At 55.2% G+C, this 15,889-nt stretch carries 11 protein-coding genes; 3 read left to right on the forward strand and 8 right to left on the reverse strand.

What is annotated here, in order from left to right; all coding sequences use genetic code 11:
- Positions 1 to 12 precede the first annotated feature (12 nt).
- From CRD18_RS04865 to CRD18_RS04875, 3 genes are read right to left on the reverse strand one after another with little or no spacing between them, the layout of a single operon-like run.
- Positions 13 to 951, reverse strand: coding sequence for a site-specific tyrosine recombinase XerD (locus CRD18_RS04865; protein WP_187406536.1), 939 nt, complete (start codon positions 949 to 951; stop codon positions 13 to 15).
- Positions 948 to 1,601 (reverse strand): NUDIX hydrolase, encoded by a 654-nt coding sequence (locus tag CRD18_RS04870; protein WP_070653019.1) that lies wholly within the window; start codon positions 1,599 to 1,601, stop codon positions 948 to 950. Before CRD18_RS04870 ends, CRD18_RS04865 begins: the two co-directional genes overlap by 4 nt.
- A gap of 48 nt (positions 1,602 to 1,649) precedes the next feature.
- Positions 1,650 to 3,281: a CTP synthase gene (locus CRD18_RS04875; RefSeq protein WP_187406537.1), complete on the reverse strand. Its 1,632-nt coding sequence runs from the start codon at positions 3,279 to 3,281 to the stop codon at positions 1,650 to 1,652.
- A 143-nt stretch (positions 3,282 to 3,424) separates the two neighbouring features.
- Between CRD18_RS04875 and CRD18_RS04880 the strand changes: the two genes are divergently transcribed.
- Together CRD18_RS04880 and CRD18_RS04885 are read left to right on the forward strand one after the other, a co-directional pair.
- On the forward strand, positions 3,425 to 3,943 hold the full coding sequence (locus CRD18_RS04880) for a type 1 glutamine amidotransferase domain-containing protein (protein ID WP_187406538.1): 519 nt from the start codon (positions 3,425 to 3,427) through the stop codon (positions 3,941 to 3,943).
- A gap of 40 nt (positions 3,944 to 3,983) precedes the next feature.
- Positions 3,984 to 4,760 carry an LURP-one-related/scramblase family protein gene (locus CRD18_RS04885; RefSeq protein WP_187406539.1) on the forward strand — a complete coding sequence of 259 codons (777 nt, stop codon included), beginning with the start codon at positions 3,984 to 3,986 and terminating at the stop codon, positions 4,758 to 4,760.
- Between the two features lie 55 nt (positions 4,761 to 4,815).
- On the opposite strand, the gene CRD18_RS04890 is transcribed toward CRD18_RS04885, so the two are convergent.
- The 3 genes from CRD18_RS04890 to CRD18_RS04900 form a co-directional block, all read right to left on the reverse strand.
- A complete protein-coding gene (locus tag CRD18_RS04890; RefSeq protein WP_187406540.1) occupies positions 4,816 to 5,931 on the reverse strand; it encodes an alpha/beta fold hydrolase in 1,116 nt (371 codons plus the stop codon).
- A gap of 1,230 nt (positions 5,932 to 7,161) precedes the next feature.
- A complete protein-coding gene (locus CRD18_RS04895; RefSeq protein WP_187406541.1) occupies positions 7,162 to 8,217 on the reverse strand; it encodes a ParA family protein in 1,056 nt (351 codons plus the stop codon).
- A gap of 100 nt (positions 8,218 to 8,317) precedes the next feature.
- The gene (locus tag CRD18_RS04900) at positions 8,318 to 9,304 is read right to left on the reverse strand and encodes a restriction endonuclease (protein ID WP_187406542.1); all 987 of its coding nucleotides are present in this window, start codon (positions 9,302 to 9,304) and stop codon (positions 8,318 to 8,320) included.
- Positions 9,305 to 9,755: 451 nt separating this feature from the next.
- On the opposite strand from CRD18_RS04900, the gene CRD18_RS04905 reads away from it, so the two are divergent.
- Positions 9,756 to 10,706, forward strand: coding sequence for a DUF4238 domain-containing protein (locus CRD18_RS04905; RefSeq protein WP_187406543.1), 951 nt, complete (start codon positions 9,756 to 9,758; stop codon positions 10,704 to 10,706).
- A 28-nt stretch (positions 10,707 to 10,734) separates the two neighbouring features.
- Here the strand turns inward: CRD18_RS04905 and CRD18_RS04910 are convergent, their stop codons facing one another.
- Positions 10,735 to 15,087 carry a type ISP restriction/modification enzyme gene (locus CRD18_RS04910; RefSeq protein WP_370550974.1) on the reverse strand — a complete coding sequence of 1,451 codons (4,353 nt, stop codon included), beginning with the start codon at positions 15,085 to 15,087 and terminating at the stop codon, positions 10,735 to 10,737.
- Entirely contained in the window at positions 14,970 to 15,803 is an 834-nt protein-coding gene (locus tag CRD18_RS11205; RefSeq protein ID WP_370550967.1) for a DEAD/DEAH box helicase family protein, read from the reverse strand. The genes CRD18_RS04910 and CRD18_RS11205 overlap by 118 nt, the downstream gene beginning before the upstream one ends.
- Positions 15,804 to 15,889 lie beyond the last annotated feature (86 nt).

The raw sequence follows: 15,889 nt of genomic DNA on the forward strand, positions 1-15,889 counted from the left end.
TACCGCCACATATTACCGCGAGTATTCAGCCCGTGGGTGAGCCCCCGCCCAGACTCGTCGCATATTCTCCGCGGTAATCATGGTGTAAATCTGGGTCGTCGTCACCGAGGCGTGCCCCAGCAGCTCTTGGACAACGCGCACATCGGCACCGCCCTCAATCAGGTGTGTGCCGAAACTGTGGCGCAGGGTGTGCGGGGAAATCTTCACCTTCAGCCCGGCGCGCTCGCCCAGCTCCGCCAGCGTATTTCCCGCTGACTGCCGAGACAGCCTGCGCCCCAGCGAGTTGATAAACAGCGCCGGCCCAGAGTTTGCCCGCACCCAGCTCGGCCGCCCGCGCGTCAGCCACGCATCCAGCGCCGCCATGGCCGGCGATCCCACGGGCACGATGCGCTCCTTGCCGCCCTTACCGCGCAGCAGCACGAGGTTGGTTTCGCGGTCCACGTCATCGATATCCAGGCCGGTGACCTCGGAAACGCGCGCACCTGTCGAGTACAGAAACTCCACCAGTGCACGGTTGCGCAAATCCGTCACGTCGGCGGTCTCATCGTCGGGGATGGACTCGATAAGCCGGGTGACCTCATCAATGCTGAGTGCCTTCGGATACCGCGAGGGCTGCTTCGGCGGCGACACCCGCTTGGCGACATCCACATCCAACGCGCCCTCACCCACCGCGAACTTATGGAAGCTCCGCACGGCCGACAGCGAACGCGTCACCGAGGTCGGGGCCAGCGCCGGCCTGCCCGCTGACTTATCTCCCCGCGCCAGATACGCCAGGAACTCTGACACATCCTGCTCGGTGACCTGCGCCAATCGCGTACGCCCAATCTCCCGCAGATAGGTGCGGTACTTCTCCAAGTCGCGCTTATAACTGGCGAGCGTATTCGCCGACAAGCCCTTTTCCACCGCGAGGTAGGTGACGAAGGCGTCGACAAGCGGATCGATCGAACTCATCGGATACGTTTCAGGTCCGCGCCGGCGCCGAGCTGCTCTGTTCGACGCTGAGCCAGAGTCGTCGGTCGAATATCGAACGGCTCCGCGACCGAGCGTGGCGTGGCACCCCTCAGCAGCACCTCCGCCGCCAGCAGAATGCCGGACAGCGCGATGCCGTTGAGGATCTCTCCGCGCAGCGCCATCGCCACCGCATCCTCGGCCGGAATCCACGACGCAGTCATGTCCGCTTCCTCATCGTGGGCTTCCGGCTTATCGACGGCACGGAGCCCCCTGGCCAGATAGATCCGAACCGCTTCCTCTGCGAAGCCGGGTGAGCTGAACATATCGGTAAGCAGGGACCAGGACTCGGCCTCCAGCCCGGCTTCCTCTACTAGCTCACGTTTGGCGGCCTCCAGCGGGTCCTCGTCCGCGACATCGAGAAGCCCGGCCGGCAACTCCACCAGGCGCTTCCCTGCCGCCTGCCGCCACTGATTCAGCAGGTAGAGGCGGTTATCCTCATCTGCGGCAACGACTGCGACAGCGCCGAAGTGCTCCACAATCTCGCGGGCCGACACATTCCCACCCGGCATTCGCACCTGGTCGCGGCGGACCGCGATGATAGGTGCCTCGAGAACAATTTCGGAATCAACAACGTCAAATTGATGCGCCATGAGTTTCACTCTAATAGCTGGGCCGGATTCGGCTGCGCGGCGCCGAGGCTAGTTGCGCTTGAGGGCTGCGGCGATGAGGCCGTCGAAAAGCGGATGGGCGTGGGTGGGGCGTGACTTCAGCTCCGGGTGCGCCTGCGTGGCCACGAGGTATGGGTGCACGTCCGTGGGGTATTCGACGAATTCGACGAGCTTGCCGTCCGGCGAGGTGCCCGAGATGACCAGTCCGGCTTCTGACAGCTGGTTGCGGTAGGCATTGTTGACCTCGTAACGGTGGCGGTGGCGCTCGGTGACATCGGTGGTGCCGTAGAGGCCGGCGACGACGGAGTCTTCGGCGAGCTTCGCCGGGTAGGACCCCAGGCGCATGGATCCGCCCAGGTCAGCCTCACCGGAGACTGCCTGGAGCTGTTCCTCCATCGTGGCGATGACCGGCTCGGCCGCGTTCTCGTCGAACTCGGTGGACGACGCACCTTCAACGCCCGCAGTGCGCGCCGCCTCGATGACGACGCACTGCATGCCCAGGCAGATTCCTAGCAGCGGCGTGCCGGTTTCCTTGGCGTAGCGGATGGTCGCAATCTTGCCTTCGATGCCGCGTCCTCCGAAACCGCCGGGGATGACAATCGCGTCAACGCCGGCCATGTTCTTCTTCAGCCCCTCGGGGGTTTCGCAGTCGTCCGAGGCAACCCAGCGGATGTTCGCCTTCACTCGGTGGGCGAAACCTGCGGCACGCACAGCTTCCGCGACGGACAGGTAGGCGTCCGGCAGGTCAATGTACTTGCCGACGAGCGCCACCGTGACCTCGCCCTTCGGGTTGTGGACGCGTTCGAGCAGGTCTCCCCACACTGCCCAATCCATGTCGCGGAACGGCAGGTTCAGGCGGCGGATGATGAAGGTGTCCAGGTGCTCTTCATAGAGGACCTTCGGGATGTCGTAGATGCTCGGCGCATCCGGGCAGGACACCACGCCCTCGCGGTCGATGTCACACATCAGCGCAATCTTGTTCTTGAGGGAGTCAGGGACGTCTCGGTCGCATCGCAAAACGACGGCATCGGGAACCAGACCAATCGAGCGAAGTTCAGCCACCGAGTGCTGGGTAGGCTTGGTCTTCAGTTCCTTGGAGGGGCCGAGGTACGGAACCAGTGACACGTGCAGGTAGAAGACGTTCTCGCGGCCGACGTCGTGACGCACTTGCCGTGCGGCTTCCAGGAAGGGCTGCGATTCAATATCGCCGACGGTGCCGCCGATCTCGGTGATGACCACGTCGGGCTTTTCGCCGTTTGCGTCGGCATTGCCCATAGCGACGATGCGGGATTTGATCTCGTCGGTGATGTGCGGGATGACCTGTACGGTCTGGCCGAGGAATTCGCCGCGACGCTCCTTGGCGATGACCGAGGAATAGACCTTGCCGGTGGTGACGTTACCGCCGGCGGAGAGATTGCGATCGAGGAAACGCTCGTAATGCCCCAGGTCCAGGTCGGTTTCAGCGCCGTCTTCGGTGACGAAGACCTCGCCGTGCTGGAAGGGGTTCATGGTGCCCGGATCCACATTGAGGTAGGGATCGAGCTTCTGCATAGTCACTTTCAGACCACGCGAGGTGAGCAGGCGGCCGAGCGAAGCCGCAGTTAAGCCTTTGCCGAGGGAGGAGGCAACGCCTCCTGTAACGATGATGTATTTCGTAACCACGGGACTTCAGAATATCGCTTGCGCGGGCGCGAGCGCAAGCGACTTTTCACAATGGCGGAGATTAATTACGCAACTAGGTAAGACTTTCAAAAATCATGGTCGCCTGGATGCATAAACGCGATTACGTCATTACCCTCGGGGCTATGACTGATTTAACGAATAAGACCATTGCAGTATTGGCCACTGACGGATTCGAGGACTCCGAGCTGACTAGCCCGGCTGAGGCCGTAAAGGATGCCGGTGCGACCGTGCACGTTATCTCCACCGAAGAAGGCTCCATCGAGGGCAAGAACGGCACGAAGGTGGACGTCGATAAGCTCACCAGCAGCGTTTCTGCCGATGATTACGATGCTCTGATTCTGCCTGGCGGCACCGTGAATGCGGACCAGATTCGCATCGATAAGGATGCCGTGGCGCTAGTGAAGGGATTCGCCGCAGCTAACAAGCCAATCGGCGTGATTTGCCACGGCGGTTGGATTCTCACCGATGCGGATGTGCTGAAGGGCCGCACTATTACCTCCTACATCAGCGTCAAGACTGACCTGATTAACACTGGCGCCAACTGGGTCGATGAGGAAGTTGTCGTTGACGGCAACCTGATTTCCTCCCGCACCCCGGCCGACCTTGAGGCTTTCAACAAGGCACTCGTAGAGAACTTCTAAGCCACTCGGCTTTTAGCACCACCAAAGGACGGCTGTTGCCATGAGTTCATATTGGGATAACCCAAAGTCGCTGTGGGATCAGATTCCACAGCACGATCAGGAGGATGCTTCCGGGCAGCAGCCTGCCGCGCCGGAGCAGCCTGCTGCGCCTGAGCAACCTTCCGCGCCCGAGCAGCCTCCCGCACCGCAGCAGCTTCCGCCACAGCAAGGGCGCTATCAGGGATTGCTCTCGCACAACAGCATCGTTATCCAGCAGATTCGAAACTTCATGGCGGATGATTTCGACATTCTGGATACCGAGGGCAATTGCATCGGAAAGATCGAAACTACCGGTGGCACGCTGAGCCGCATGTTTATGGGCTCTCGTCGCCTGACAGTGTCCGAACCGGACGGCACTCCGGTATTCGTTATCACCGACCCGACCGATTTCACCCTTGATCGTTACGAGGTCTATTACCCCGACCCGCATGCGACTGATACCGAAGGCAAGCAGCAAGGTGGAGCAGAGTCATCGCGCCTTCTGGCCACTATTCAGCAGAAGTTTGCGTTCTTTAAGCGGCGGCTGGAGATTTCCATCCCCGGTTTTGCCAATTGCGAGGTCGACGGCGACGTCTGGCATTACGACGCCACTTTTATGATCAACGACGTCAGAGTCGCACAGATGTCACGCAAGTGGTCGGGGTTTGCGAATCTCCTATCCGGCAATGAACGCTATGTGCTGCAGCTCAAGGATGATTTGCCACCACAATTGCGCGCGGCGATCATTGGTGCCGCCATTGCCCTGGATTTGATGGCGAAAAAGGCGCAATCCGACTAGCTATTATCGCTGTCGACTCGCGCCTTTTATCAAGAGCTACTGCTCACGACTATCGCTACCGCGCCCCTGCAGCCTGAGCGATGCGTCCGTCGATTTCCGTGATTCCGTCAGAGACGGCATTGACGTGTTCTGCGCGAACATTGGCATTGTCGTTGATGCCCCCTTCAAAAACGGCGGTTACCGGCACGCACGGAACCTCAACATTACGTCCGAGCGCATTCGCTACCAGCGCGATTGCTCGCGGCGAGAAGGTCAGACCAATATGGCCCGACAGGTCCGCAGAGCAACCATCCTGTAGGAGGATGTTGTTGGAAGTCGGTGCGTTCCACTGGCTTGCAGCCATTGGCGTGACGGCTTCATCAACCTGAGTCGAGATTGCAACGTAGTTGACGCCCGGCTGCTCCAAGCCACCTTCATTCATCTTGGCCATGAACCGGCCGTGCTGCATCAGATCCACCAGGCTGGGGCTGACAATGTACCCCGCAGCCTTGTCACCGGCATTGTCGAACTGGTTGAGCTGTTCCAAGCCGTAGGAAGCGCCGAGCAGGGTTGTGCCATGCAGCACGCCCGCCAGGGAAACGACGGTGCCGATTCCCCGCCCCTGCTCCTGCTTGGCGTAGGCGGCAGCCAAGGCGCCACCGGCAGAGTGACCAACAATATCGACGGCGGTAGCACCAGTTTCCGCCTTGAGGGTGTCAATCTTCGCAGTCAGCTCAGCCAAAGCGGTATCCAGCGGGGTCATGTTGCGCATGGTTGGAATAGAGCCCAGCACCGAAAACTCGTCAGGACCCAGCTTGCCGACGTTAAATGCGTACAGACACTTCCCCATTGCCTTTAGCTCCGGTGCCATGCGGGCATAGGTCTGGTACGAGTTCGAGTTCATACCGTGGATCATGACCACAGGATTCTCACCAGGAGCAGGAACACACTGCACATTTGTTCCCTCGGGACTGATGTTTTCCGTCATCCCCTGGTTGACCATGACGGTGGGGAAATCATTTGCCTTTGGCCCCCACTCGCCCATTTCGGTCCAGGACAGGACCTGATCATTACCTGTTGCCGAAGCCGGTGCAGCGGCCGCGATGGGAGCCGCTGCCAGAGCGACACCAGCCGCAGCCAACAGTGCTGTGGCTGACCGTGCCAGCTTTCCAAATGCTCGATGAGTGCCCATGATTACTCCTTGCCTAGAACAGTGAATAGTAAAACGTTTCCAATAAGAACTACGGCATGGGCAAGAGCAAAAAACAGGCTATAAATCGCAATCGTACTCTGAAAGGCGACCAATGAAAGCCCCTAAATAAGGTTAATAGAATGTGAACTAAATATAACTATAATGCTATTCACTTACAGGCCTGCAAGCTTTTAAAGTGATATCGACCACAGCGCGAAACGAGGCGAGACCCCCTCGCAGCACCACAGGAGCATCGCTGATACTGACATCGCCATTAAGGATAAGCGCCTGCTCCACGAATATTTCAAACAACCAGTGATGCGGACGCTTGATATCGTCAGCGAGGAAACTGAGTCACCAATAGCTGAACTTAGAGAACGCCTTCTCACCTGCCCGTACAGTAAGGTATTTCACATGCACAAACGACACATTTTCGCCCTCGCACTGACTATTCCAGCACTGTGCCTTTCGGCTTGCTCCAACGGAGAACCGGAAAAAGCACCGGAACCAACTACGGTTACAAAAACTGTCACCAGCTCAGAAAGCAGCACAGAATCGACGACACAATCCACCACCAAGACCCCTAACCCATCAACACCCCCGACCCAGACAACGGAAAGCTCCAGGCCCACTGGTTACACCGGCGCCCCCACTGGTGAGCCGACAGCTATAAACAAAACGATTTCACATTGCGCGAAATCCTCGCAGGGACTCTACGAACAAGGCACCACCTGGTTTACCGACGGCACCTCCGGCTGGACGCAATATTGCGCCAACAATTTCTATGATGGCCCTTCCGCAAACACTGCCCCAGAACCTCAGAACACCGAGCCGTCCCCGTGGGTTCAAGGCCAAATCGATTGGGCTGATTGCCTTAACTCTGGCCATTCCGAGGAAGAGTGTCGCGCGATGTTGAATTAAGAAGCCGCAGCCGCCTTCGACGAGAAGCATTCGTAGAGGCAGCTGTGCCAATTCAATTCACAGATACCGCTACTGCACCTCAAAATCCCCTACCGCGCGTCCTCCCCAGCCTGCAAAGAGATTGGTGACACATTGCCCCGCGCCGTCGTCACCGAGGAGTTCGCCTTACTCGCTAGGTAACACTGACTCCGTCCAGCGTGAATGCACGACGCCGAACACGCAGCAATGGCACATCTACCTGTACGTTCCGCAGTGCAGCATCCTATTCACTGGCCGGAACCGCATCAATGGTGCGCCTCGCAACAGCACCTAACTCTCCAACCGCTCCAGAACCAGTGCAGCGACTTCATCAATTTTCTCTGCATAGCCAGTACGCTGGTTCAGCTGAGTTCCCCGCACTCCATCGGTTGCTTGCAGGTCTGCAATTGGTGAATGACTATCCTGAGCTGTCGCCGGCATCGAGTACATGTGCGGCACATGCCCAATCAGGTACTGGTCACACGAATGTCCGAGGCTATCGCCGATTCGTTTGGCTTCGTCGTCAAACTTGCCGCGGAATCGTTCAAAGGCTCCGACAAGCTGTTCTTTACCGTTCGAGCGCCTCTTCACGTATTCCAGCGTTGTGTAGCCAAGGTACTGAAGCCCACGCCCATCGTGCCCGAGCAGCCGAAGCTTACGAGTTTTCTTTGAAATATCTGGCGAGTAGTTCCTCCACTGAGCAAGATTGCCCTCAGATATTTCGCTGTATTCAGTGACCCAGTCGTTGAACCACTTGGCGAGGTTTCCAAAGGCGTGGAAGCTGAACAGGTCGGTCGACGTAGGAGTGACGAAGGCGTCGCAGCCCAAAAGTACGGTGCGATTGAAAGGGCCTAACGACGGTCCCACATCGTAGAAGATGTAGTCGTATCGATCTTCATCCTCCATAGCCACAGCCAACTGCCCGGCCCAGTGGATTCGACGAAAGTCGCCGGTCTTCTTGGCTAGCGATGACTGCCATGCGTCACTCATGACATCTTCGATGTTGGAAAGTGCCGGGTGCCCTGGCAGGACATCGACTCCAAACCGCTCCGAGCGCACTGGCCGGATATCGGGCTCGATATCGGTCTCGCCTTCTCGCAGTGGAATGAACAGCGAGTAGACCGTATTAGCCAACGAATCTCGCTCGGCCTGCTCATCATTCTTGCTGCTCAGGTAGATTTCCTCGTGTTGCTCTTCAGTCAGCATGAGTTGTGTGGCATTACACTGCGGATCGCAATCCACATAGAGCACTCGTTTACCCTGACGAGCGAAATAATGGGCGACATTGGTGGAAAGAGTGGTCTTCCCCACCCCACCCTTGTTGTTGAAGAAACTGAGTGTCCGCATCGGGCTTCCTATTTACCTAAAAACAGTCTCCCGATTGTATAAGACCTGAAGCCCACTCAAGTAACCCCGCAATGACAGGTCACACCCGCCGTGAGACGACCTACTGTTCCTCTTCAAAAAAGTCTTCATCCAGTTCGTAAAGGATGATCTCATGTGCTTTTTGGACCGCGACACCATAGTCAAGCATGAGCGCAGATAGTTTCACACCATCAATCAAAACGATTGTTCCGTGCCGATAATTTGCGGCAGCTTCTACTGCCCCGTTGGTAAAGCGGGACGTTGTGATGAATACGCCTTTATTTGCACCGCGAGAATCTAGCGCACCAATGAAGTTTCTTATTTCTCCATTCCCGACAGAATTTGAGTCGCCATAGCGCTTGGCCTGCACATAGACTTTCCCAAGGCCCAGGGCATCTTCACGAATCACTCCATCGACGCCGCCATCATTAGACCGTCCCAGATGCTGTTTCTGTCCGTGGACACCGCCGTATCCCATCGCCCACAGCAGTTCAATAACCGCGCGCTCAAAGAACTCTGGGGTTGAGTCCTGCAGGCGCTGCCGCAAATCGGTTGAAACCTTCGCGTTCCAATCAGCTTGCGCATCCTCCACCATCTCTAATGGAGATTTCGTCGGACTAGCCGAAGCCTCTTCCCATTCAGCTAGAGTTCCTCCGCCACGTTCACCCGAGGATGCCGGCAAGTCAGCTGCTGCATTGCCAGAGCTCTTACGCTCCCGAATCTCATCTTGGTACTGCCGCCATTTGGGCCACTCCAGCATGTCCTTTTCGGTGTACTCCGCAAGATTCCTTGCATCTACCTGGCGCCCATTATCCGAGATCACGTATCGCCCGCGCTTGGGTCGGATCACCAGACCAGACTGCGCAAACGACGAGCAGGCCCAAGCAATTCGATTTCGATATCTTGGCTGTCCGGACGGAATAGTTTCCGCCAAAACCTCATCAGAAAGTCCCAGATGTCTGACTACATCGTCGCCTATCTCCGTGAGCCGTCGTTCTCGCCCGTCTGATAGCACACGCAGTACTACTGGACGGAACTGATCTGTAGTCGGAATGTTGTCTGGTGCCATAAAATAATCCTAGATGATTAACAACCATGCTTTGTAAAAACATTCGCGACGCAAAGAACATCTACGAAATTCCAGCCAGTCTAGGTAAACTGAAGCGAGACCTCACCCCGTGTCTCAACCTCGTCGTCAATTAATCTCAGCCAAAATGTTGCTTCGCACCACTAGATGAAGCACGACACGGTGACTTAATTCTCCGGGATGACGTGACACCACAGTGCCCAAAACCGAAATCCGCTACAAGACTTTCCGCTACCACTACCTGTACTGCGTAAAGTTACGCCGCCATCGTCAAATAATATCGTTGTCAACCTAGAAACCTTAACGATAATCCACACCCCCTCCATCCCTGGCAGCCCCCGAAACGACATTAAACCTAATATAAAATCTAATAAAAAGAGACCAATTGGGTTAAAAACCAGCAAATCGCGAAAATGAGAAGTAGTAGTCTACAATGAATAATCCAGAACGCCAACATACAGTTCCAAAATTCTATCTTCGCGGGTTCGCACAACACGATAAAATTCGAGTTATCGACCTACAGAAGAGGAGTATTTATTTATCCTCAGTCAACAAAGCATCAATTATCAAGAATTTCTACACCATTGATCAAGGCACCGATAAATTTGCATTCGAAAAAGCGCTGGGAAATGTCGAGGCTGCCGCAGCTCAAGCATTCAATTCAGTAAAAATGGGCAGCTGGCCACTCAGTCTCGAAGATCGGGTCTCATTAGCGGTTTTCATGGCAATCTCCCTTCTTCGGGGAATCACCTTTAGAAATTTCCTTTCCCAGGCAGACGGATTTTTTACGAAACTAATAACCGAGGATTCATCAGACCATTCGATTACGAGTTATCTGAATAATATTGGAAGCGATTCCCTCTCTGAAGACACTATCAGTACGATTCGAAATACCATCGCCGACGAAGGAGACCTCGGAATAATAGATGCTAATCGCCACCTGACCCATATCCCAAATCTTGCCGTTAGATTGGCTTTCAATATCCTGGAAAGGAACTGGGCTTTAGCAACATCGACAGATCGGAACTTTCTAACAGGTGATACTCCTCTTATTTCGACACGAAACACCAAGGCGGGATTGGAATTATGTGGTGTCCTTCATGCTGAAAACATTGCATTTCCGATAAGCCGAAATCAGGCAATATTTACTGGACCGGTTACCAATCCCACTCTGGCACTATCAAGTTGCCTCGACTATAGGTTTGACTGCGACACTGCGTTTGCCGACACATTAAATGAAACTGTGCTCTTTTCATCTTTCGACCGACTCTATCTTCACCCAGAAGATGAAGAGCTAATTCCCGATAAAGAGCTTTTACTCCTACATGAGCCTCCGGCGATAGATTTTACATCAGTCCGACTCCCTAAAATGCCCCATTATTGAAGGCAGGTTTTACCTTAGGAAGGTAAGACTAGCTTTTATTTACGAAAAATCTAGCCCTGGGTTCGTCAATGGCTACGAGCTCATCGACAATCCTCACAGTCTCCATAGCGACCCGCACCACACGCCCGATAAGGTCCACGATGTAACGCGGGTTCCCTACCTCGTCAGCCCAATCGTTCGGGTCATTAACAATGCCTGATGCTTTATCCTTCTTGACCTGGTAACGATCGATCAGCCACGCTACCGCCGAGCGTGAACCCAACATGTACTCGTCCGCTTCCGCCGGAATACCCGAGATGGTCACGCACTTGTTGTAAATCAACTTCGTCACATCATCGACATTCTTACCTGTCTCCGGATTCTTGCGTTTTGCCCATTTCATCTTGAGCACACGCCAGGTTTCGCGGTCGGACTCATCCCCCTTGACCTGAATGTCCAACGGCCAGGGCTCGACGGACTCATAGCCCACGTGCAGATCCATCAGCTCTTTGCCCGCAGCAGCAAACTTGTCGAACTCCGCACGTGACGACGGCGTCTCAATATGTGGCAGCATCTTCTTCAAATCAGCCGCATACTTCGTGCGGTAGGCAGGATCATGCAACTTGGCATAGACAAAGTGGAAAATGGTATCGCCGGTAATATCGGCTCCCAGCGCATCACGGTAAGTATTCTTGATCTCGTCGGTGATGTTATCCACGCGCATATAGCCGTCAACGATTTCACCAATCTCGCCGTAGACACTGGTTTCTCCTCGCTTTACGACGCTGTTCTCACCAAACAGCGCACCGTCATCCTCCGTTACCGCCGTCCAAGTGAAGCGGGAGAAGAATTGGCTAGGATTTCCTGCCCCTGCAACAGAAACGAGATCTGGAATTAGATTCGTAGCATTACAAGTAAACGGCGCCGATGCTGCGGCTGCTGAGATAAGAATGCCGACATTGGAATGAGCGGGAGTCGGGAATATCGACGGCAGCTGATATTGACGATCGTTCAATGCTGGTTCAAAATAGGCGCGCATCTTTGTAAACGGTCGGTACAAAGACTCAAACACCCGTTTCTTTTTCACGGCTACTTGGGTATTTTTCGCCGAAAGATTCTTCAAGATGGCCGACCACGAAATTTTCGAAGTATCCGCAAACCTAGGGTTCTGCTGTAGAAACCTAGTGACGTCAGCTTCTTTCGGGCGATCTACTCCCGCAGTGACCAACCACTTCTGCAATGCACTGGTCGCTTCGGCGTAGGTAGCGGTAAGAGTCTGTAAATTCCTAAGCAATATGTCTTCTGTTTGGGAATACATCCAGACATCACGTCCAGTTTTAAGCCCGCCAGAGAACGTACTAAAGAACTTCGTACTGGTGCCGTTTTTCTCGCCGATAACGGGCCACGTCTCAAATTCCTCCGAGCGCTGATTTACCCAGTCACCATAGGTGTTAGGACTGATGGGTTCCCATTCAATGGACTCCACCGTCTCTGAATCGACGATCCGGAGCTTCTCCACCGCTGTCAGGTAATCTCCAATATCTCGGTAGTGCAACTGAAAACCGGACTTTACGGGATTTTTAACTCCGATAGTGATGGCTACTGTATTCCGCGAACCCGAACCAAAGACCTTTCCGCCTTCCTTGCGGGACTGTTCTCCTGCCGTTCGCTGATTGCCACGAAGGTTGAACACATACAGGTCAGTGAAGTCTTCGGCCATGGATAACCGCACTCCGTCACCGGTGTTGCCGTCAATCCAGCCGCCATTTGAGACGAAGGCCACCACACCTTGGTCACCGATGCGGTCGGTTGCCCAGCGGAAGGCACGCAGGTAGGAGTCGTAAAGTGAGTTCTTGTTCGTCGCTGTGGATTTCGCAGCGTAAGTCTCAGCGATGCGCTTATCCAGACTCGGATACTTCAGATTTGCATTCAAGTCGTTTGCGGACTTCTGCCCGGACGAATAAGGCGGGTTACCAATTACCACGTTTATTGGCGCGTTCTTTTGCCGCTCGATGGTAGCGTTATTCTCCTGGAAAATATGCAGGTCCTGGATGTCTCCTTCCTCATGAATCTGGAAAGTATCAGCCAGCGCAATGTTGGCGAAGGGAACATACGCCGGTATTGGGGCACCATTACGCAGTGCTGCCTCTTCGCGCAGGGCGTTATAGGTGGTCTCAATGTTGACGGCAGAAACGTAGTAGGCCAGCAGCATAATCTCGGTAGCGAACAGCTCGTTGGCGTACTTTCGGGCAAGGTCCTCCGGCCTAATGAGGCCGGACTGCAGGAGGCGAACCGTGAACGTTGAAGTGCCAGCGAAGGGATCGAGGATACAGACGCCTTCGTCGGTAAGCCCCTTGCCGAAGTGCTTCTTGGACACGTCATCCGCAGCACGCAGAATGAAGTCGACAATTTCGACTGGGGTGTAGACGATGCCCAAAGACTCCGCCTGCTTCTTGAAGGCTTTTTGGAAGAAGCGCTCGTAAAGCTCCTTGATGACCTGCTGTTTTCCCGAGGCGGACTTCACTTCAGAGGCTCGAACACGGACGGACTCGTAGAACTTCTCGAGGGACTCGGTTTCGGTATCAAGATTGGCTTCGGAGAGGGCCCCGACCATCTTCTCCATAACCTGGGCTACGGGGTTATGGATGATGAAGTCGTGGTTCTCGAAAAGAGCGTTGAATACCGGAGCTGTGATGAGGTGCTGCGAGAGCATCGAAATGGCATCATCTTCGCTGATGCCATCGTTGAGGTTGTTTCGCAGACCCTCGACAAAGCTATCGAATTCTGTTCGGAGGTTGGCATCGGCACCGTCGACAAGCACTTTGATGCGCGTAATTTGGTTTTCCGCGATGGTAGCGACATCGTCCGCCCAATCCTCCCAATATGTGCGGGTGCCGACTTTGTCGACGAGCTTGGTGTAAATGGCCTCCTGCCACTCTTCCAGAGAAAACAGTACGAGCTGTTGAGTTAGCTCATCATTATCGGCCAGAGGCTGCGGGTTTTTGGCTGAGTCGGCTTCGGCCTCGTTAATGGCATCGGTGGGAGAAGCGTTCTCAGAATCGGTGTCGGAGCCATTTTTCTGGGAACCCTCATTGCCGATGTGGTCGACTTCGATTGGCAACTCTTCAGCAGGGTTCGTTTCATTCAATGCGATGGAATTGACCTTGGCATGGAAGCGGTCATCATGCGCACGCAATGCATTCAGGATCTGCCAGACAACCTTGAAACGCGCGTTGTCATTTAGGGCCTGCGCTGGCGAAACGTCCGGGGCGACTGCGACTGGAAGAATAATGTAGCCATAATCCTTGCCTTCGGACTTGCGCATGACGCGGCCTACGGACTGGACCACGTCGACCATGGAATTACGCGGGTTGAAGAAGATCACAGCATCCAGCGCCGGGACGTCGACGCCTTCGGACAAACAACGGGCATTTGTGAGCACGCGGGTGTGCTGCTCGGCTGCTGGAGACTCCAGCCAAGAAAGCTTGGTGCCACGCTCAAGAGCGTTCATGCTGCCGTCCACATGCTGCGCAGAGATAGAAACGTCCACGTTGTGCAGCGAGACATCATTGAGAACTGCCTTCTCTTCGAGCAGTTCTCGGTGCATGTTAATCAGCTGTGGGAAGGAGTCAGCAATTGTCTGCGATGTCTTGATGTCACGGGCAAACGCCACAGCACGTTGCATAGGTGCGGCATCCGCATCGAAGCCGCCCTTTTTACCCTGCAGAGAACCGGAGCGCTTTGCGAGGCCATTCCATGCACCAATCATTGCCGAGGCCAGAGTGAGATTGATCTGGTTGTTCTGGCTGCGGGCCATGGCATCGGCGGCTACGGATTCGTCGACCGTCATGACGAGAACCTTGTAGTCGGTGAGCAGGCCTTTTTCTACGGCTTCGCCGAATCCGAGACGATAGAACTCTGGGCCGTAGATGGCTTCGTCATCCATGGAGGCCAGTTCGGCTGAGTGATCCTGTGCTTTGCCCTTGACGGAATCGTCATACAGACGCGGCGTGGCCGTCATGTAGAGGCGCTTCGTGGCCTTGATGTAGTCGGCATCGTGGATGCGGACGAAGTTACTTGCGTCCTCACCGGCGAGAGTAATACCGGTGGTGCGATGTGCCTCATCGCAGATAACCAGGTCGAAATCCTCGAGCCCTTGCGTTTGGGCTTCATGAACAGCCGGCAACGACTGGTAAGTGGAGAAAACAATGTGGAGGCCCTTGGCGCGCTTGCCAGATTCAAAGCGCTTGGCAATTTCGGCACCGTTTGTTGAAACTGGGACTTCTAGGTCGTAGGTCGCAATATCCTCAGCTTTACGGGAGACCTTCGAGTCCGAGCACACAGCGAAGGTGCGCATGTCGAGGCGCCCTTGTGCTGTCCATTCTTTGAGTGTTTGCGACAGGAGCGAAATGGATGGAACGAGGAAGAGAACTCGAGCCTTCCCCCCCCCCCATTTGCCTCAGCTACCCGCTCGGCGAGACGAAGAGCGGTGAAGGTTTTACCAGTGCCGCAGGCCATAATGAGCTTGCCACGGTCGTGGGTAGCAAAACTGGCCATGGCGCTATCGATAGCTTCTTGCTGGTGGGGGCGGGGCTCGAAGGTCTCGCGCTGGGAGAGATTGATTTGGATTTCGGAGCCGGGGAAAGCGACATCCCAATTAATCGGAGATTCGGCGATTGCTGCCGTGCCGATTCGGCTGGTGGGAATCAGCTGATTAGCCAGGGCCTCTTCTGCGTGCGAGGACCAGTGGTCAGTTGTAGAGATGACGATACGGCTGCCGAAATGTTCCGGGCCAGATTCAGTAGTAAAAGATCGTCCAGACGCTTCAAAGAATGAATCGAGGTCTGCCTTGGCCAAGCGAGTCGTTGGCATATAGAACTTGCACTGGATGGCGACCCACGTGCCGTCGTCAATGCGACGAGCGACCAAGTCGATGCCAGTATCGGGTGCTCCCCCGTTGTATTTCCAGTCCGACCATCGATAGACCTCGTCAAACTGCGCTTTCAGGGTCGGGTCAGTGCGGAAATAGTTGACCATGAGCTTCTCGAAAGCGATGCCATACTTCGCCTTCGGCTGATTCTCACGTAGCTGCTCAAGGACCTCTGAAAACTTGGACATGAAGATATTATGCCCTAGGAAAGCTATGTCGCCATCTATGACATGCGAACACAGCTAGCTGTGCTCTGACGTTGCTGCTGCGGGCA

The sequence above is a fragment of the Corynebacterium sp. LK31 genome, assembly GCF_014335015.1.
Taxonomy (GTDB): Bacteria; Actinomycetota; Actinomycetes; order Mycobacteriales; family Mycobacteriaceae; genus Corynebacterium; species Corynebacterium jeikeium_D.